We start from the raw sequence: 17309 nt of genomic DNA on the forward strand, positions 1-17309 counted from the left end.
CGCCCGGAAAGTACGACTCCCGACCGTTGAGGAAACGCGGCGCGCCGCCGATCGCCCACCACAGATGAACCACAACGTATACGGCTTGCCAGACGAGCGCGATAAGCCGGACCGATCCATCGACTCTCAAGGCTCGATCACCATGGTCGCAGTCTCCGCATCCCAGCTTGGACGACGCTGAGGAACGCTCAGCGACCGCTCAGCTTTCGACCGGTGCACCTGCCACGAGGCACCGGGTGGCGGTATCAGACAGCCAACTCGATACATGCCTCAAACCCAAACTAGGGCTGACTGTCAGGGCCCGTGTACAGGGGCCGAATCGCATGCAGAGGAGTTCGGTCATCCCGTCAGAACGGCCTCGGAAACCAACAGGTCAAGCCCCTCGAAGGGGGCGGCCGAACCGGCTCCGCCGAAAGATCATTCCCGGCGTACGGAGTGCCGGCCGGCCCAACTGTTCGTCTACGACGTCGGCGTCCTCATGACACCATCGCCGTGGTCGAGATCAGCGGGCAACTGCTGCGGTACTGCGAGATGCCGGCCCGGTTGGACAGGGGGCAGAGGAACTGGCTGTAGCGGGCGTCATCGTCGATGAAGATCTTCAGCCAGGGGATCATGGTGCGGGCCAGGACGGTGCTGGGCTGCCCGATGTAGTTGTGGCCCGCCCCGGTGACTTCGAGGTAGGCGCGTTCGGTGGTCGCCGGGATGGTGTTGTACAGACTGGTCAGACGGGCCGGTGTCACGAGGGTGTCGTTCTGCATGGCGTAGATGAGCGTCGGGACCCGATCGCCGGCCAGGCTGCCCGACGGCAGGTGTGGCGCGTTGCCGATCGCGGCCTGCAGAGCCGGGCGGCGCAGGGCCGCGTCGAGGGCACCGCCGCCGCCCATCGAATGCCCGATCACGCCGAGCCGGCCGGCGTCGACCCGGGTGCGCACCGTGCTGCTGCGGGTGAGATGGTCCAGCGCCGCCAGTAGCTGGGTGCCGCGGCTGGTGGGGGTTTCTCATGACCTCAAACTCTTCACTCGAACACCAGCCGTGGCACATCGCCATCACAACCGCTCAGCTCGGCCTAGAAATGAAACGTTACAACCCATCGCCTGAGGAGAACCCGATGTACGACTCGGTTGACAGACCCGAACAGCGGCCACGACGACGCCCCGGACATCCGGCCTGGCGAATGCCGGCCGCCTTCGCCGCCTGCCTGATAGCGGCGACAACCCTGTCCGGCCCGGCCGCCGCCGCCCCGCCGACCTGGCCGGACAACCCGAACTGGCAGGCCCTGGTACCGGCTCCGGCCAGCGACAACGTCCGCGCCACCGGCGTGACGCGCACCAGCGGCACGGTCACCAACGCCGCCGGGCTGACCGCTCAGGGAACCGGCTCGACGGTGCTGACCACCACCTCGGCAAACTCCCCCGCGACGATCGTGCTGGACTTCGGCAAGGAGGTCGGCGGCACCCCGTTCACGAACGTCTCGGCGTGGCGGGCGACCGCCGGCTCGTCGGTCACCCTGCGCGTGGCGACCAGTGAGGCGCTGCCGTTCCTGACCGCCGGCAGCAACGGCGTCTACAACAGCGACAACGGCTCCCCGGTCACCTTCGCCGTCAACGGCGCACGCACCTACACCGGCGCGTTGCGTGGCGGGTTCCGGTTCGCCGCGATCCAGCTGACCACGCCGGGCAGTGTCACGCTGACCGGCGCCGGCGTGAACTTCAAGGCGTACCGGGCCACCGCCGACCGGTACCAGGGGTACTTCGTCTCGAGCGACGATCAGCTCAACCGCATGTGGTACGCCGGCGCCTACACCACCCAGATGGACATGGTGCCCGCCGGCGTCGCCTCCTGCTTCACCGTGCCGGTCATCTTCGACGGCGCCAAACGCGACCGGGCCATCTGGTCCGGCGACCTCATGATCACCAACCCGGTCGCTCAGCTCTCGCTCGGCTCGAACAGCACCGCGTACGTCAAAGGCTCGATCAACAGCATTTTCAACCTCCAGGCCGCCAACGGCCGGCTCACCAGCGCCGTCGGGTTCCGTGGCTGTGGCGCCTTCGACTACGCGGTGACGTATTCGGCGTACTCGGCGATCATCGCGATCCAGTACTACCGCTACACCAACGACACCGCGTTCATCACCGGTCTGCGCGGCAAGCTGGAAGCCGCGACGGCCTATCACGCCACGAGAGTCAACGCCAACGGCCTGGTCGTCACCGACGACAACGACTACTGGCAGACCCGCCAGAGCGGCGAGGTCACCGAGTACAGCCTCGCCTACTACGAGCTGCTGCAGAACATGATCTGGATGGAACAGCGGGTCGGGACCGCCGCCCGGGTCACCGAGTACACCAACAAGGCCACCGCCCTCAAGACCGCGATCAACAGCCGCCTGTTCAACACCGCGGCGGGGCTCTACCAGCACACCAACAGCCGGCCGAACGTGTTCCCGCTGGACGCCAACATGAACGCGATCCGCCTCGGCGTGGCGCCCGCGGACCGGGTGCCGGGCATCCTGAGCTACTTCAAGGCCCGGTGGCAGGCACACGGCAGCCAGATCTCGCAGCCCGCGCCGAGCATGGCCGACCCGTACGGCCACACCATCGAGCCGCTCAACAACACCTGGGAGGTCATGGCACGGTTCGCCAGCGGCGACACGACCGGCGCCCTCGACCTGATGCGCCGTCACTGGGGCATCCAGGTCGACCCGAACAGCGGCTACTACACCGGTACGTTCTGGGAGTTCGTGAACGCCAACGGGCTGCCGTCGCGTGGCTTCGACAGCCTCGCCCACGCCTGGGGAGCCGGCCCCACCCAACTGCTGACCGAGAGCGTCCTCGGCGCGACCGCGGTGCACCCCGGTTACACGACCTGGCAGGTCAAGCCCCAGGCCGGGAACCTCACCTGGGCGCAGGGCGGCGTCCCGACGACCGGCGGGTCGCTGGTCGTCAAATGGGCCCGGGACAACGCCGGCCAGTTCCGTCTCCAGGTCACCGCGGCCGCGGGCACCAGCGGTCAGGTCTGGGTTCCGCTGGCCTCGGCGTCGGCGACAAGCACCGCTGTGACGTCCGGCGCGACGCTGGTTCGCCGCGACGGGCTCTACGACGTCTACGCCGTGGGCGCCGGGACCTCCGAATTCACCTCGGCTCCGTAACGCCCCGCTGTGTGGGTGCGCCGCCGATTCCGGAGATGCCGGGATCGGCGGCGTCATGTCAGAGGCCGTGTCAGAGCGATGACCGTCCGGTGTCAGAGGGGCAGGCGATCGTGGTTCTCGTGAACGGCTCAACGACGACATCCACGACATGCGCCCCCGCCAGCGGGGATCGACCTGAGGAGAGCACGATGCAGAGTTTCGACACCGCTGCCCCGATCACCGCCGGCCAGGAGCGTCCGGAACTGCAGCGGATTTTGGAGACCTTCGTGGACGCCGGCATCGGCAGTGCGGAGATGCGCATCCACGACGATCAGGGCGACTGGGTCGGCCGCGCCGGAGTGAGCGAGCTGGGCGGGACCGCCGGGCCGCCGGCCGATGGACAGGTCTGGGCGGGCAGCGTGATCAAAACGTTCACCGCGACCCTGGTGCTCCAGCTGGTGGCCGAGGGCAGGCTCGGACTGGACGACGCGGTGGCCGGCCACCTTCCCGAACTCGGGCTGGACGAGCGGATCACCGTCCGGATGCTGCTGCGGCACACCAGTGGGCTGTACAACTACACCGGCGAGCCCGACGCCGACGGAACGTTCCAAATGGGGCTGCCCTCCGGAGGCAAGGACTGGGTGGACAACCGGTTCCACACCTACCGGCCCGTGGAACTGGTGCGGTTCGCGCTGGCCCAGCCGGCGCGGTTCGAGCCGGGCACCGACCAGAGCTACGCCAACACCAACTACACGTTGGCCCTGCTGCTAATCGAGAAGGTCACCGGGCGCTCGTACGCCGAGGAGGCGCAGCAGCGGATCCTCGGACCGCTCGGAATGAGCGACACCGTGGTGTCGTCCACCTCCCCGGATCTGCCCGGGGCGCACGCCCACGGCTACTACCGCTACCAGGACGGCGACGAGTGGAAGGTGGTCGACGTCAGCCGCCAGAACCCGTCCCTGCTGGCCGGCGCCGGTGACCTGATCACGACCGCCGGCGACCTCAGCACCTTCATCTCCGCGCTGCTGGGCGGCACGCTGCTGCCGGCTCCGCTGCTGGCCGAGATGCTCACGCCGTACGGAAAATTGAATCTCGGTCTGGGGTTGTGGGTGCAGGATCTGGGCCCGGGCAACGGCACCATCGTTCACCACAACGGCGGCGCCCCCGGCGGCTACGGGGCCCTGATGATCAGCACACCGGACGGCCGTAAGACCCTGACCGCCTCGCTGACCACCGGGGACCTCGACCCGGCGGAGGTGTTCCCCAAGGCGCTGGGCGGCCTGATCCAGGCGGTGTTCTGCACCGGCCGGCCCGAGCCGACGGCCTGAGGATCGTAGGCCGTCACGACCCGGCCACCAGGACGGTGGCCGGGTCGTCCTGCCGCAGGTCCATGGCGGCCACGAAGGCCCGGACCCTCGCCGTCTCCCGCCCGGTGGGCCACACCGGACCCCAGCACAGCGGCGGCGCGTCCCGCAGCGGTACGTAGACCACGTCGGGACGGGCGTAGAAGCGGATGACGTGCTCGCCGACGACGAACACCCCTCGGCCCGCGCCGACGAGCGTCAACACCTCCTGGAACGTCTCGGCGGCAGGAGCGTCACCGGCGGACCCCGTGGGAAGTGAGCACGGGGCCGTGACAAGTTGGACGCGGGCGAGATCGTTGATCGACAAGGCCGCCGCCCGCGCGAACGGGTGGCCGGCCGGGACGGCGAGCATCCGTTGCTCGGTCAGCAGAACGGGGCCGACGGTGAGCCCCGGCTCGTCCAGCGGGAGACAGCCGACGAGCACGTCGATCCGGTCCGCGTGCAGGCGCTCGACGGCGCCGCCGGATTGCACCTCCCGGGCCTCGACCGCGCAGTCCGGGTGTCCACGCCGGAACCGGATGGCCGCCTTCATGACGAGCTGGCCCGCGGCCGCGCCGACGTAGCCGACCCGCAGCGTGCCGGTGAGCCCGCGGCCGTGCGCGACGGCTCGGGCGACTGCGTCGAGGACCCGGTCGTACGCCGGCTTGAGGTCTTCATAGAGCTGACGGCCGGTCGGCGTGAGCGTCACCCGGCGGCTGGTGCGGTCGAACAGCAGCACGCCGACGCGCCGTTCGAGCACCCGCACGACCTGGCTGACCCGCGTCGTCGTGACGCCGAGCCGACGCCCGGCCTGGCCGAAATGCAACTCCTCGGCCAGGGCCAGGAAGACCTCGATCTCGTGCCGTTCCACGGTTCCCACCCCTCGATCGTGAAGCTCCGCTTCACGATCGTTGCATGGGTCGGCGTTGTTACGAGCTCGTCGACTCGCGATCGTGGAGACCATGTACGTCACAGAAGACCGTGCCCTGTCCGCGGGCGAGACCGATGCCGGCCTGCGGGACCGGATCGAGATCGTCGACGCCCTCTACCGTTTCGGCCTCGGGCAGGACCTCGCTGACCGCGACCTCTTCGCCTCCGCGTTCGCCGAGTCCGCAGAACTGGACTTCCGACCGGCCGCGAGGCGGTGGGGCGCGGACATCCCGGTGATGGTCGGCCGCGACACCATCGTCGACACCATCCTCACCAACTTCGCCGGCCGGGTGGACACCACACACGTCGTCACGAACCCACGGGTCCATGTCGGCGGCGACAGCGCCTCGTCGACGGCGCTCGTCGAGGCCCAGCACCTTCTCACCGCCGACCACTCCGTACACGCGCTGCTCAAGAACCGGTACGACGTCGACCTCGTACGGGACCGGCGACGATGGGTCGTGCGGCGGATGGTCATCGAGAACGTCTGGTACACCGGCGATCCGGCCGCCATCTTCGGCGGATGACCCTTACGAAATGGTGTAGTGGTAATTGGCGCCGTACTGGGAGTCGTACTCCGTGCAGCCGACCCGGTCGCCGGCCTGGAACCACAGCTCCAGGTCCTTGCCACCGATCGGCAGGTCGATACTGGCCGGCGCCTTGACGTTGTGGCGGGTCTCGTCGAGGCGGGTGACCGCCTGCCGCTGGATCGGGCCCCCGTCGACGCGATAGTGGACACCGATGCTCCAGGCGTCGCCGCCGGCGTACTGGCTGCGGCACCGGGAGAGTCTCGCCAGGTCGTAGTCGACCAGGACGGGCCGGCCGGCTTCCAGGGCTCCCTCGGTCCACTCGGTCCCGTCGGCCACGAAGTGCAGCACGGGGGTGGCGCCGGCGATGGTCGCGGCTTCGGCCGGCGCCGCCAGGGCGGGCAGGATCACCAGGCTGAGCGCGAGGATCCGGGTATGCATCGCTTTTCCTTCGCAGGTCGCTGTGGAGTGTGCCGCGCTCACCGCGGCACCAGAACAGAGCCTGCAAGTTCTTGCAGAAACAGTCAACGCCGATCATCACCTCCGGTAGCCATCAACGGTCTTGAGGTGATGAACGGAAGCGATTCGACGGAGGTCACGCGCGTTCAAAACGATATATTCATGAACAACGTGCGCCTCGTCACTGCCGACCAGCGACCCAAGGCGGATGCAAGAATTTTCACGCCGGCAATCAACGTCAGCCGCGCCTCCGCGGCCTACGTCAAGCGTTGACAGCGGGCCCACCGACTGGGAGCGTTCCCAAGCATGTCGAGCGTCGCGGTCAACCAGGTGGGTCACCTTCCGTCCGGGCCGAAGCGGGCAACGCTGGTCACCGACGCCACCGGCCCCCTGCCCTGGGAACTCGCCGACAGCGCGGGCCGGGTCGTCGCGACCGGGACCACCGACCCGCGCGGCATCGACATCTCCTCCCAGCAGAACGTGCACACCATCGACTTCGGAGCGCACCGGCAGACCGGAGCCGGCTTCACACTGACCGCCGACGGCGCGACCAGCCGGCCGTTCACCATCGCCCCGGGCCTCTACGACACGCTGCGCGCCGACGCGCTGAGATTCTTCTACTGCCAGCGCAGCGGCATCGAGATCCGCGACGACCTGCGACCCGGCTACGGCCGCCCGGCCGGGCACCTCGGCGACCGCGACGTCCCCTGCGCCCCGGACGCCGGCGACTACCGCCTGGACGTGCGCGGCGGCTGGTACGACGCCGGCGACCAGGGCAAGTACGTGGTCAACGGCGGCATCACGGTGTGGCAGTTGCTGCACGCCTTCGAGCACCGAGGCGGCCTCGACGCACTGACCCTCGACCTGCCGGAAAGCGGCAACGGACTTCCCGACCTGCTCAACGAGGTGCGCTGGGAGCTGGACTTCCTGCTGCGCATGCAGGCGCCCAGCGGCCTGGTCCACCACAAGATGCACGACCGCGAGTGGACCGGCCTGCCGACCCTGCCACATCTCAACGCGCAACCACGCGAACTACGCCCGATATCCACCGCGGCCACATTGAACCTGGCCGCCGTCGCGGCTCAGGGGGCACGGATCTTCCGCAAGTACGACGCCGACTACGCGGAACGCCTGCTGGCTGCCGCGCGCGCCGCCCACACGGCGGCCGAAACCAATCCGATCCGGTACGCGCCGGTCGAGGACACCGTCGGCGGCGGCCCCTACAACGACGACGACGTACGCGACGAGTTCTACTGGGCGGCGGCCGAGCTCTTCCTGACCACCGGCGAGCACCGGTACGCCGAGGCGGTGCTGACCTCCCCGCTGCACACCGAGGACGTCTTCGGCCCCTACGCCTTCGACTGGGCGGCCACCGCGGCCGCCGCCCGCCTCAGCCTGGCCCTGACTCCCAGCGAACTGCCCGGCCTCGCCGAGGTACGCGCCTCGGTCCTGGCCGGCGCCGACAGGTACCTCACGCTCCAGCAGGCCCATCCGTACGCGATCGCCTACGCCCCACCGGGCAACCGGTGGGAGTGGGGCTCCAACAGCATGGTGCTCAACAACCTGATGGTGCTGGCCGTGGCCCACGATCTGACCGGCGAGACCCGTTACCGGGACGGCGTCCTGGAGGGCCTGGACTACATCCTCGGCCGTAACGCGCTGAACCTGTCCTACGTGACCGGCTACGGCACCGACTTCGCGCAGAACCAGCACAGCCGCTGGTACGCCCACCAGCTCGATCCCAGCCTGCCGCACCCGCCGAAGGGAACCCTCGCCGGCGGCCCGAATTCAGGGTTGCAGGACGAGGTGGCGCAGGCCCGGCTGACCGGCCGGGTGGGCCAGTTCTGCTACATCGACGACATCCATTCCTGGTCGACGAACGAACTGACGATCAACTGGAACGCGCCACTGGCCTGGATCGCCGCCTTCGCCGCCGAACTCGGATGATGACGCCGGACGGGCTGGACCGCTAATCGGCGGGATCGTCGGGCAGGTCTGGGATGTCGGCACGGTACAGGCTGAGCAGCAGCCCGTAGGGCCGGCCGCCCTGCTCGTCGGGCACCTGCTCACTGTGCGCGAACTGCTCCATGCCGGCGGCGAGAGCCCGGGCTTGCGCGACCGTGAGGCGCACATGACGCAGGATGGTGACGTCGGGGGCGGCCTCGTCGGCCGGAAGCATCTCGCCGAGGGCGGCCCTGACCAGGAAATCGCCACCGACCGGCGCGTCGGTTCCGATGCGCAGCCGTTCGCTGGTGGGTTCGTAGTACTGCTCGACGCCGCCGCGCACCCGCCGGATGTGCGCCACTCGCACGAACCCGGCTTGTTCGAGGACCTTGACGTGGTAGGCAACGGTTCCCTTGGTCACCGCCAACGCCGTCGCGAGTTGTCCCAGGGTCGCCGGTCGCTGTCGCAGCGCCAGAACCACCCGATGACGCAGGGGATGACCGAGTGCTTTGAACTGGTCGGGTTCGCTCAGCACCACATGGTCACGGTCGTCTCGCATCGGACAACTGTCGAGGATTCTCGCCGCTTTTTCAAGCTACGGCCTTGTCCAAGCGTCGAGATTATTGGATGCTTCGGTCATGACCGACATGATCGAGCCGGCCATCGCGGCCTACCTGTACGCACACTGCACCGCCCCCGACGACGTCCTGCGCGACCTCAGCGCCGAAACCGCCGCCCGGTTCCCGGACGCCGCGGGCATGCAGGTGTCCCACGACGAAGGCCGGTTGCTGACCATGCTGACCCAGCTCACCGGGGCCACCTACGCCGTCGAGGTGGGCGTCTTCACCGGCTACTCGGCGATCTGCATCGCCCGCGGGCTGCCCCCGCACGGCCGGCTGCTCGCCTGTGATGTGTCCGAGGAATGGACCACGCTCGCCCGCGAGTACTGGCGACGGGCCGGCGTCGACCAGCGCATCGACCTACGCATCGCCCCGGCCGAGCAGACCCTCCAGGCACTGCCCGCCGATCCCGTCATCGACCTCGCGTTCATCGACGCGGACAAGACCGGCTACCCCACCTACTACGAAGCGCTGATCCCCCGCCTGCGCCCCGGCGGACTGCTGATCCTCGACAACACCCTGCAGGGCGGCCACGTCCTCGATCCCCTCCGGCCCGCGCACCTGACCGTCAAGCAGCTCAACGACGCGATCCTGGACGACACCCGCGTCGACTCGGTGATGCTGCCCGTCCGCGACGGCGTCACCCTGGTCCGGAAACGGTGAAGGCATTCGGCTGGCCGGCATCAGGGGCGCGAGCCAGGGGGCTGAGGCCGGGCCGGTCGATCACCTGGTGCTGAAGGTGCAGGTGCCGGACGGCACCCGGTAGACGGCGTAACCGTCCTCGTCGCGCAGGAACGTCGCGCGGCGCGGTGTGCCGGTCACCCGGCCGCCGAGGGTGGGAACGTGGACCGTCGCGGTGGTGTTCGGCGGTACGGTGACGGTCAACCGCAGCCGGGCACCGTCCCGTTTCCACTCCGAGCGGACGGTGCCCTGCGGCGTGGTGTAGTGCCCCTTCACGAACGTCAGGTCACCGACCACCTTCGGCTGGATGACCAGGTCCCGGTAGGCGACAGCGCCTTCAGCGGCCCGAATACCGGCGAGGCCGGCGTGGAACCACTCCTCGATCTGGGCGAGGATCATGTGGTTCTTGGAGTCGCCACGGTTCCACCGCTCCCCCATGGTCGTCATGCCGCCCGGGTTGGCGACGGTGGGCTCCATGAAGTAGCCGTAGCTGGGCTGCTCATCGGAGTGGATCAGATCCCAGAGCACGTCGTCGCGGCCACCCGCGGACAGCGCCCGCACGGTCGGCGCCATGCCGATGGTGCCGCCGCTGAAGTGCGGGCCGTCGCCGTTCGGATGGAACGCGTAGATCATTGCCACCAGGCCGTCGAGGACGGCCTGCCGTTCGTCGTCGGGCACGAGCCCGGCGTCGAGCGCGAGGGCCTGCGCCGACTGGGAGACAGCGCCGTTGTCCGCGAAGAGCCGCCTGGCCGGGTCCCAGAAGGCGTTGTTGAACGCCGTCCTGATGTCGGCCGCGAGCGCCGCATAGGAGGCCGCGTCATCGGTGTGGCCGGTCAGCCCCGCCAGCGACGCCAGCTCCTTGATCATGAGGTAGTAGCCCCAGGTTCCGGTGATCCTCCCGGAGACCGGTTCGGCCGACACCCAGTCGGCCAGCGCCGCGTCGACGATGTTGCCGACCGCCTTTTGCCGGGCGATGTAGTCGGCGAACGCCACCATCCGCGGGTAGTGCCGCCCGGCAGTGGAAACGTCGCCGTAGAGCCGGTGCAGGAAGCCCGGCACCAGGATGATCGCGTCACCCCAGTTGATCTCGTCGCCGAACCGTCCGGTGTAGCCCCAGTCGTAGACCGGCGTCTTGAGGGCCACGTTGCCGCGCATCGGCGTGTCCGCGAGTGATTGTCCTTCGACCAGGTGCCGCTGGTGGGTGCGCAGGTAGGCGGAGAGGTCGAAGTTGCGGTGGATCGAGCCCATCGGCATCGTGTAGTCAGCCGGGTAGGACAGTTTCTCGCGTCCCGGGCAGTCGGTGAAGACGCTCATGATGTTGCCGGCGAACGAGTACCAGGCCATCCTGTGGATCCGGTTGACCCGCGCGTTCGACGTGGTCACCGCCCCGGCGAGGGGTGTCTCCGCCTGCACCCGCAGCCCGGTGATCGTCTCCTCGGTCGGCACGTAGTCGAGAGGCAGGCCGGTGACCTGCACCCATTGCATGCCGAAGTAGTTGAAGTCCGGCCGCCACGTCTCGCCGCCGCGCAGCCCGGCCGTGGTGTAGGTGTTGAACAGGTCCACACCCCGACTGCCGCCACCGCCCCGCAGCGATGCCTGGTCGACCGTGCCGTCGGCCGCGAGGGACTCGGCCGGTGAGACCCGGACCGTGGTGCCCGCCGGTAGGCCTTCGGACAGACGCAGCAGCGGAAACCCGACGATGTTCTGACCGAAGTCGAACACCCACGTGCCAGGGACCGGATTCGTCACCGAGACGGGCGTGAACGAGTCGGCGATCGTGATCGGCGGCGCGGTGCGCGCGACGAGCCGGGTGGCGAGGTTCGGCGGCGGCGCGATCCCGGCGGCGATCCACCCGGTGGGCGTGCCGTCCCGCCGCAGGGCGGTGCCCGACAGGTCGGACCTGGGCCGGTCCCAGCCTGGCTGCTCGCGGCGGGCGTCGAAGTCGGATCCGGAGTACCAGGCGTCGGTGATCAGCGGGCCCAGCGCGGTGCGCCACTCGCGGTCCGAGACGATCACCGTTTCCGGACCATGGGCGTACGTGATCTCGATCCGGGCGATGAAGCGCGGGGTGACGGCCGCTCCGGCGCTGGGATCGCTGGCCGCGATGTTGTTGCCGGAGCCGGTGACCGTGGCGCCGGCGGGGTGCGGCTTCGACAGGGCGGGTGTGAAGGTGATGCTGTCCGCGCCGATCGCCGTGATGACCCGGGATTCGAGGTTGTCGCCGCCGTCACCGGTGTCGACGTTGATCGTGCCGCCGACGTGGTAGCCGGTCACGCTGCTCACCGTGACCGTGGTGGCGCCGGCGTCGGCGCCACCGGCGAGCGTTCCGTTGCCCTTGAGCTGGCTCTGCCACCACGAGTACGGGGCGGTCCGCCCGACCGCCGGGTTGGTGACGCCGCGCCGGACGTAGGCGGGGCCGCTGCCCAGCCGCACCCCCATGGTGTTGGCGCCTTTGTGCAGTTGATCGGTGATGTCGTAGACCCGGTACTCGCTGGAGAGCTGGTAGTTCGAGTAGCCGGGCGCGAGCACCTCGTCCGACAGGGCCCGGCCGTTGACTCCTGCGAGGTGCATGCCGACGCCGGACAGGTAGAGCCGCGCCCGGACGATTCTGCGGCGCGGGTCGGCGGTGAACTGCCGGGCGAAGATCGGCATCGGCTGGGTCTCGGCGCGACCGGGGTATTCGATCCAGCGGGCGTCGCCCCAGTCCTCCTGGCGCAGCAGGCCGGTCTCCCAGGTCGACGCCCGGCTCCAGTCGGTGGCGTGCCGGTCGGCGTCCCAGGCCCGGACCTGCCAGCTCAGCCGCTGCCGTGACCGCAGCGGCGGGCCGTCGTAGCGGACACCGGACTGGACCGCCGAGCTGACCCTGCCGGAGTCCCAGAGCAGCCCCGGGCCGAAGACCCGGATCTGGTACGCGGTCTGCCGGTCCGCGGCCGCCGACGACGTCTCGGCGAACCGCCAGCTGAGCACCGGATTCGGGCTGTCGAGGCCGAGCGGCTGGTCGTCGCGGCCGTCGACGCGTAATCCGACCACACGCACGCCGGGGCTACCGGCCAGCAACGGCGCGGAGGGTACGGCGAGGGACAGTCCGAGTGCGGTACGCCGTTTCATGAGCCGGCCTTGTAGTCGGTGTCCATGTCCTTGAGGACCTGGTCCGCGCCGGTCTGGTCACTGAAGACCTCCTGGAGGCCACTGAGCATGGTCTGCTGCACCTTCGCGTTGGGCCAGAGCTGGTCCATGAAAGGCACGGTCCGGTTGCCCTCGACGAAGGTGGTGAGTTCGGCGAGTCCGGGGTCGACGGTCGTTCCGGCGCCCGGCAGTGTCGGCAGGCTGCCCTGTGCCTCGTTGAACGTCTTCATGCCCGCAGGGCTCATCACGAACGTGATGAACTCGAGGGCGAGCTCCCTGTTCTCGGCCTTGGCGTTGACGCCGTAGCCGGCGCCGGCCGCGGCGGGCATGATGAACGACGCCGTGTCGTCGGTGGCCGGCAGCGCCTTCATGGTGAACGTGCCGGACGGGTTCTTCTGCTTGAGCAGCCCGATGATCCAGTTGCCCTGGATGATGCCGAGGGTCTTCCCGGTGGCGGCGAGGGTCTGGCTGGCCTCGTAGCCGGTGCCGAGCGGGTCCTTCTGGAAGCAGCCGGCGGCGTCCATCTCCTGGTACTTGGCCATCGCGGTGGTCCACTGCGAGCCGGCGAAGGTGGCCTGCCCGGCGGCCATCCTGGTGTCGAAGTCCCGGTCGCCGCTGTAGACGGTGGTGGCGACCAGGGCGTACAGGGCGATCTGGGTGACCCAGTTGTCCTGGATGCCGAGGGCGAAGGCGGGGGTGCCCTTGCCTGCGGCGGCCTTGCAGAAGGCGAGCAGGTCGGTCCAGGTGCCGGGCGCGGTCAGGCCGGCCTCGGTCATGGCCTGGTCGTTGTAGACGGCGCCGATGCCGTTGAGCCCGAAGACCGCGTTGTAGGTCTTGCCCTCGTACTGGGCGACCTTCTGGAACGCGTCCGGCAGTTTCGCGGCCCACGGCTGGTCGGACAGGTCGAGCAGGTAGCCGGGCTTGGCGAGGACGTAGGTGGCGCCGGGGTTGCCGTTGCCGGGCCACACGGTCATCACGTCGGGGGCGGTGCCGGAGGACAACTGGGTGCGGATCTGCTGCTGGTACTGGTCGGCGCCGCTGGTGGTGAGGTTGACGGTGACGCCGGGGTTGGCGGCCTTGAACGCGTCGACGACCTTCTCGATGGAGCCCTGGTCGATCGAGGCGATGGTCAGGGTTTGATTGTCGCCGGAGCTGCCGGAGTGGGAGTCGGTGCCGCTGGAGCAGGCGGCGAGCAGGGACGCTGCCGCGACCGCGGCGAGGGCTTTTCTCATGATCTTCTCCTGATGGGAGAGGCCGTCGGGACTCATCCTTTGAGCCCTCCGGCGAAACCGTTGATGATGCTGCGCTGCAGAGCCAGGTAGACGGCGAGGACCGGCACGATGCTGATCAGCAGGGCGGCGAAGATGAGGTTCCAGTCGGAGACGAACTGGCCGACGAAGCCGGCGACCGCGACGGGCATGGTCTGCTGGTCGCTGCCGGACAGGTAGAGCAGTGGGGTGAAGAAGTCGTTCCACACGCTGACCGCGTTGAGCACCAGCGCGGTGACCGTGATCGGTTTGAGCATCGGCAGGATGACGTAGCGGAAGGCGGTCAGTGGGCCGCAGCCGTCGATGGTGGCGGCCTCCTCGAAGTCGCGGGGCAGCGCCCGGAGGAAGCCGGCGTAGAGGAACGTGGTGAACGGGACCTGCAGGCCGGAGTAGAACAGCACCAGCGACCACACCGAGCCGAGCAGTCCCAGGTCGCGGACGGTCTGGTAGAGCGGCAGCGCGGCGAGCTGGAACGGCAGGACCAGCCCGAGCATGATCAGCAGGAAGGCGCCGCGCGACCAGTGCGCGGTGGACCGGGCCAGCGGATAGGCCGCGAGCGACGACACGGCCAGCACGATCAGGACGCTGACCGTCGTGACCAGCACGCTGTTGATCAGGGCGCCGCCGAGGCCGCCCTCCTGCCAGGCCTGGAGGAAGTTGCCCCAAGTCGGGCTGCGGGTGGGCGCGATCGGCGAGGACGTGTCGCTGGGCGCCCGGAAGGCCAGGTTGACCAGCACGTAGACCGGGAAGGCGAAGGCGACCGCCACCGCGATCATCAGCATTTCCAGAGCGAGGGTACGGCGGGTGTAGCGGTTCATGACGCCGCCTTCTCGTTGCGGTTCAGGACGGTGTACTGACTGGCGGAGATGGCCGCGACGATGACGGTGAGCACCGCGGCGAGGGCGATGCTGTAGCCGAACTCGCCGAGGGTGAACGCGTCCTTGTAGATCAGTGTGGAGATGGTGTCGGTGGCGTGGCCGGGCCCACCGCCGGTCATGCCGTAGACCTGGTCGAACAGTTTGAGTCCGCCGATGACCGACAGCATCACGTTGATGGTGAGGGCGGGCGCGAGCAGTGGCCGGGTCACCGACCAGAAGCGGCGGACCGGGCCGGTGCCGTCGATCGCGGCCGCCTCGTGGAACTCCTTGGGGATCGACTGGAGACCGGCGATGAAGATGACCATCGAGTAGCCGGCGTACTGCCAGACCACGACCAGCACGATCATCCATAGCGCCAGGTCCGGGTCGCCCAGCCAGTTCTGCTGCCAGGAGTCCAGGCCGAGGCCGGCGAGCAAGCTGTTGACCGCGCCGTCGGGGCCGAGCAGGTTGCGCCAGAGGTAGGCGGTGACGATCTGGGCGACGACGGCCGGGGCGAACAGCAGGACCCGCAGGAGGTTGCGGCTCTTGATCGCGGTGTTGACGCCGAGGGCGAGCAGGAGGCCCAGGCCGTTCTGGAGGACGGTGATCGCGACCGCGATCAGCAGGGTGTGCCAGATGGCCTGCAGGGCGTCCGGGTCGTCGGCCATCGCGGTGAAGTTGTCCAGGCCGATGAACGCGAAGTCCGGGTCGAGGCCGTCCCAGTCGGTGAAGGCGTAGTAGACGCCGCGGGCGCTCGGGATGAGCACCACGAAGGCGAACAGCAGCATTGCCGGGGCGGTGAACCACCAGGGTGGCGCCGCATGGGCCCGTGGAGCGCTGAATCGTTTCATAGTCAGCCGCCGGAGTGACGTGGGTAACGTTTTCCAAATGTTTCGCCGACCTTACGAGCGCGTGCCGACAGCGTCAAGGGGGTTAGTGGTAGCGATCATCTCAATGATGGGTAACGTTTCACATCGTGCGGAGAGCGCATACACCAGTACGCTCTGCTCAACCCCCGACCATGAAGGAGACCTGGTGGACAAGCCCGCGCCCCGGCGCCTCACGATCGTCGACGTCGCGCGCCACGCCCAGGTGTCCACCACCGCCGTCTCCAAGGTGCTCCGCAACGCGTACGGCGCCAGCCCCGCGATGCGGGAGAAGGTGCAGCAGGCCATCGCCGAACTCGGCTACCGGCCGTCCGCCGCCGCACGCGGCCTGCGCGGGCAGACGTACACCATCGGCGTGATGCTGCCCGAGTTGCGCAACCTGTTCTTCGCCGACATCCTCGACGGCATCACCACCCAGCTCGGCGACAGCGACTACCAGGTCCTGCTCGCACCCGGCTGCAACGGCGAGAAAGCCGAGGCGAAGGTCATCGACGCGATGATCGACCGCAGCATGGACGGCCTCGTGCTGATCGCCCCCGTGTCGGCGAAGAAACGCCTCACCGAGGTCGCCCGCAGCGTCCCCACCGTGGTCGTCGGCCGGCACGGCTCCTCCCCCGCCTACGACAGCGTCACCGACGACGACATCGCCGGCGCCGCCCTGGTCGTCGACCACCTCGTCGGCCTCGGCCACCGCCGCATCGCCCACATCGAACACCACGAGACCGACCGGGTCCGCCTCGCCGAGATGCCCAACGCCCAGCGCGCCGACGGCTACCGGCAGGCGATGATCGCCCACGGCCTGGAAGCCGAGATCGACGTCGCATCGACCAGCTACACCCAGGCCGGCGGATACCTCGGCGCCCAACAGTTGCTCGCCCGCCCGGTGCGGCCCACCGCCATCTTCGCCGGCGCCGACGTCGTCGCCCTCGGCGCGCTGGAAGCGATCGCCGAAGCCGGCCTGACCGTCCCCGGCGACATCTCGGTCGCCGGCTACGACAACAGCGCCCTGGCCGCCTTCGGGCCGATCTCACTGACCAGCGTCGACCAGGACGGCCGCCAGATGGGCGCGAACGCCGCACGCCTGCTGGTCGACCGCATCGGCCAGCGCGACCGCCGCACCGCCCAGATGAAACTCTCCCCCACCCTGGTCGTGCGGCGCACCACCGCGGCCGCCTGAATTCAGCGCCATCCCCACGGACAGATCCGGGGGTTTCCACGGAGGGATCTCGATGATCGGCGCGGCGTCGGAGGAAGGCCGCCAGGGGTACGCGACGAGTTGGCGGGACAACTACGACAACTACACGACCTGACCGGGCGAAGCCGGCGCGAGCCGGAACGCGACATCACCGCCTTCACCGGGCGCCGGGCCGGGCTGGAGGTGTTGCTCTCCTCCGGGCCTGACCGGGCCGCGGCCAGCCGGGCTCAGCAAGCCGCTTGGAGGCGAGGACAGCGAGACTCCAGGACGGATTCCAGACGCCTGCCGTTAGTGTGATGGACATCTCATAGGCGCTGTTCATTTTCGGTCAATGACATTGATGCTGCT

The 17309-nt window shown here is 69.0% G+C and carries 13 protein-coding genes and 1 pseudogene; 6 read left to right on the top strand and 8 right to left on the bottom strand.

Features of this window, described 5'->3' with window-relative positions; genetic code table 11:
• Positions 1-476: 476 nt before the first annotated feature.
• Positions 477-983: pseudogene (locus IEZ13_RS38105) on the bottom strand (dienelactone hydrolase family protein); the annotation flags it as partial.
• A 125-nt stretch (positions 984-1108) separates the two neighbouring features.
• Between IEZ13_RS38105 and IEZ13_RS38110 the strand changes: the two are divergent.
• Entirely contained in the window at positions 1109-3145 is a 2037-nt protein-coding gene (locus tag IEZ13_RS38110; RefSeq protein WP_183226317.1) for an alpha-L-rhamnosidase-related protein, read from the top strand.
• A 188-nt stretch (positions 3146-3333) separates the two neighbouring features.
• A complete protein-coding gene (locus tag IEZ13_RS38115; RefSeq protein ID WP_183226316.1) occupies positions 3334-4452 on the top strand; it encodes a serine hydrolase domain-containing protein in 1119 nt (372 codons plus the stop codon).
• 13 nt (positions 4453-4465) lie between these two features.
• Here the strand turns inward: IEZ13_RS38115 and IEZ13_RS38120 are convergent, their stop codons facing one another.
• Positions 4466-5347, bottom strand: a complete 882-nt coding sequence (locus tag IEZ13_RS38120; protein WP_229795540.1) for a LysR family transcriptional regulator — start codon at positions 5345-5347, stop codon at positions 4466-4468.
• A gap of 82 nt (positions 5348-5429) precedes the next feature.
• On the opposite strand from IEZ13_RS38120, the gene IEZ13_RS38125 reads away from it, so the two are divergent.
• A complete protein-coding gene (locus tag IEZ13_RS38125) occupies positions 5430-5924 on the top strand; it encodes a nuclear transport factor 2 family protein (RefSeq protein ID WP_183226314.1) in 495 nt (164 codons plus the stop codon).
• Positions 5925-5927: 3 nt separating this feature from the next.
• Here the strand turns inward: IEZ13_RS38125 and IEZ13_RS38130 are convergent, their stop codons facing one another.
• Positions 5928-6365, bottom strand: coding sequence for a DUF6209 family protein (locus tag IEZ13_RS38130; protein ID WP_183226313.1), 438 nt, complete (start codon positions 6363-6365; stop codon positions 5928-5930).
• A gap of 324 nt (positions 6366-6689) precedes the next feature.
• Between IEZ13_RS38130 and IEZ13_RS38135 the strand changes: the two genes are divergently transcribed.
• Positions 6690-8330 (top strand): glycoside hydrolase family 9 protein, encoded by a 1641-nt coding sequence (locus IEZ13_RS38135; RefSeq protein ID WP_183226312.1) that lies wholly within the window; start codon positions 6690-6692, stop codon positions 8328-8330.
• Positions 8331-8352: 22 nt separating this feature from the next.
• Here IEZ13_RS38135 and IEZ13_RS38140 read toward each other — a convergent pair whose 3' ends face one another.
• The gene (locus tag IEZ13_RS38140) at positions 8353-8886 is read right to left on the bottom strand and encodes an ArsR/SmtB family transcription factor (RefSeq protein WP_183226311.1); all 534 of its coding nucleotides are present in this window, start codon (positions 8884-8886) and stop codon (positions 8353-8355) included.
• A gap of 79 nt (positions 8887-8965) precedes the next feature.
• Between IEZ13_RS38140 and IEZ13_RS38145 the strand changes: the two genes are divergently transcribed.
• A complete protein-coding gene (locus IEZ13_RS38145) occupies positions 8966-9610 on the top strand; it encodes an O-methyltransferase (protein ID WP_183226310.1) in 645 nt (214 codons plus the stop codon).
• Positions 9611-9670: 60 nt separating this feature from the next.
• Here IEZ13_RS38145 and IEZ13_RS38150 read toward each other — a convergent pair whose 3' ends face one another.
• Genes IEZ13_RS38150 through IEZ13_RS38165 form a run of 4 tightly spaced genes read right to left on the bottom strand, consistent with a single transcriptional unit; the run spans position 9671 to position 15667 of the window.
• A complete protein-coding gene (locus tag IEZ13_RS38150; protein ID WP_183226309.1) occupies positions 9671-12736 on the bottom strand; it encodes an alpha-L-rhamnosidase in 3066 nt (1021 codons plus the stop codon).
• Complete coding sequence (locus IEZ13_RS38155; RefSeq protein ID WP_183226308.1) at positions 12733-13986, bottom strand: ABC transporter substrate-binding protein; 1254 nt, start codon at positions 13984-13986, stop codon at positions 12733-12735. Before IEZ13_RS38155 ends, IEZ13_RS38150 begins: the two co-directional genes overlap by 4 nt.
• A gap of 32 nt (positions 13987-14018) precedes the next feature.
• Positions 14019-14840, bottom strand: a complete 822-nt coding sequence (locus IEZ13_RS38160; protein WP_183226307.1) for a carbohydrate ABC transporter permease — start codon at positions 14838-14840, stop codon at positions 14019-14021.
• Positions 14837-15667, bottom strand: coding sequence for a carbohydrate ABC transporter permease (locus tag IEZ13_RS38165; protein WP_229795542.1), 831 nt, complete (start codon positions 15665-15667; stop codon positions 14837-14839). Before IEZ13_RS38165 ends, IEZ13_RS38160 begins: the two co-directional genes overlap by 4 nt.
• A 247-nt stretch (positions 15668-15914) precedes the next feature.
• Here IEZ13_RS38165 and IEZ13_RS38170 point away from each other — a divergent pair, with 247 nt between their 5' ends.
• Positions 15915-16943, top strand: coding sequence for a LacI family DNA-binding transcriptional regulator (locus IEZ13_RS38170; protein ID WP_183226305.1), 1029 nt, complete (start codon positions 15915-15917; stop codon positions 16941-16943).
• The last annotated feature ends 366 nt before the right edge of the window (positions 16944-17309 follow it).

The sequence above is a fragment of the Actinoplanes campanulatus genome (genome assembly GCF_014647795.1).
GTDB classification, from domain to species: Bacteria; Actinomycetota; Actinomycetes; order Mycobacteriales; family Micromonosporaceae; genus Actinoplanes; species Actinoplanes campanulatus.

Excerpts from the sequence above, each read along its gene's own strand:
- IEZ13_RS38110 (WP_183226317.1), top strand. The coding sequence starts at position 1,109 with ATGTACGACTCGGTTGACAGACCCGAACAGCGGCCACGACGACGCCCC.
- IEZ13_RS38115 (WP_183226316.1), top strand. The coding sequence starts at position 3,334 with ATGCAGAGTTTCGACACCGCTGCCCCGATCACCGCCGGCCAGGAGCGT.
- IEZ13_RS38125 (WP_183226314.1), top strand. The coding sequence starts at position 5,430 with ATGTACGTCACAGAAGACCGTGCCCTGTCCGCGGGCGAGACCGATGCC.
- IEZ13_RS38130 (WP_183226313.1), bottom strand. The coding sequence starts at position 6,365 with ATGCATACCCGGATCCTCGCGCTCAGCCTGGTGATCCTGCCCGCCCTG.
- IEZ13_RS38135 (WP_183226312.1), top strand. The coding sequence starts at position 6,690 with ATGTCGAGCGTCGCGGTCAACCAGGTGGGTCACCTTCCGTCCGGGCCG.
- IEZ13_RS38140 (WP_183226311.1), bottom strand. The coding sequence starts at position 8,886 with ATGCGAGACGACCGTGACCATGTGGTGCTGAGCGAACCCGACCAGTTC.
- IEZ13_RS38145 (WP_183226310.1), top strand. The coding sequence starts at position 8,966 with ATGACCGACATGATCGAGCCGGCCATCGCGGCCTACCTGTACGCACAC.
- IEZ13_RS38150 (WP_183226309.1), bottom strand. The coding sequence starts at position 12,736 with ATGAAACGGCGTACCGCACTCGGACTGTCCCTCGCCGTACCCTCCGCG.
- IEZ13_RS38155 (WP_183226308.1), bottom strand. The coding sequence starts at position 13,986 with ATGAGAAAAGCCCTCGCCGCGGTCGCGGCAGCGTCCCTGCTCGCCGCC.
- IEZ13_RS38160 (WP_183226307.1), bottom strand. The coding sequence starts at position 14,840 with ATGAACCGCTACACCCGCCGTACCCTCGCTCTGGAAATGCTGATGATC.
- IEZ13_RS38165 (WP_229795542.1), bottom strand. The coding sequence starts at position 15,667 with ATGCTGCTGTTCGCCTTCGTGGTGCTCATCCCGAGCGCCCGCGGCGTC.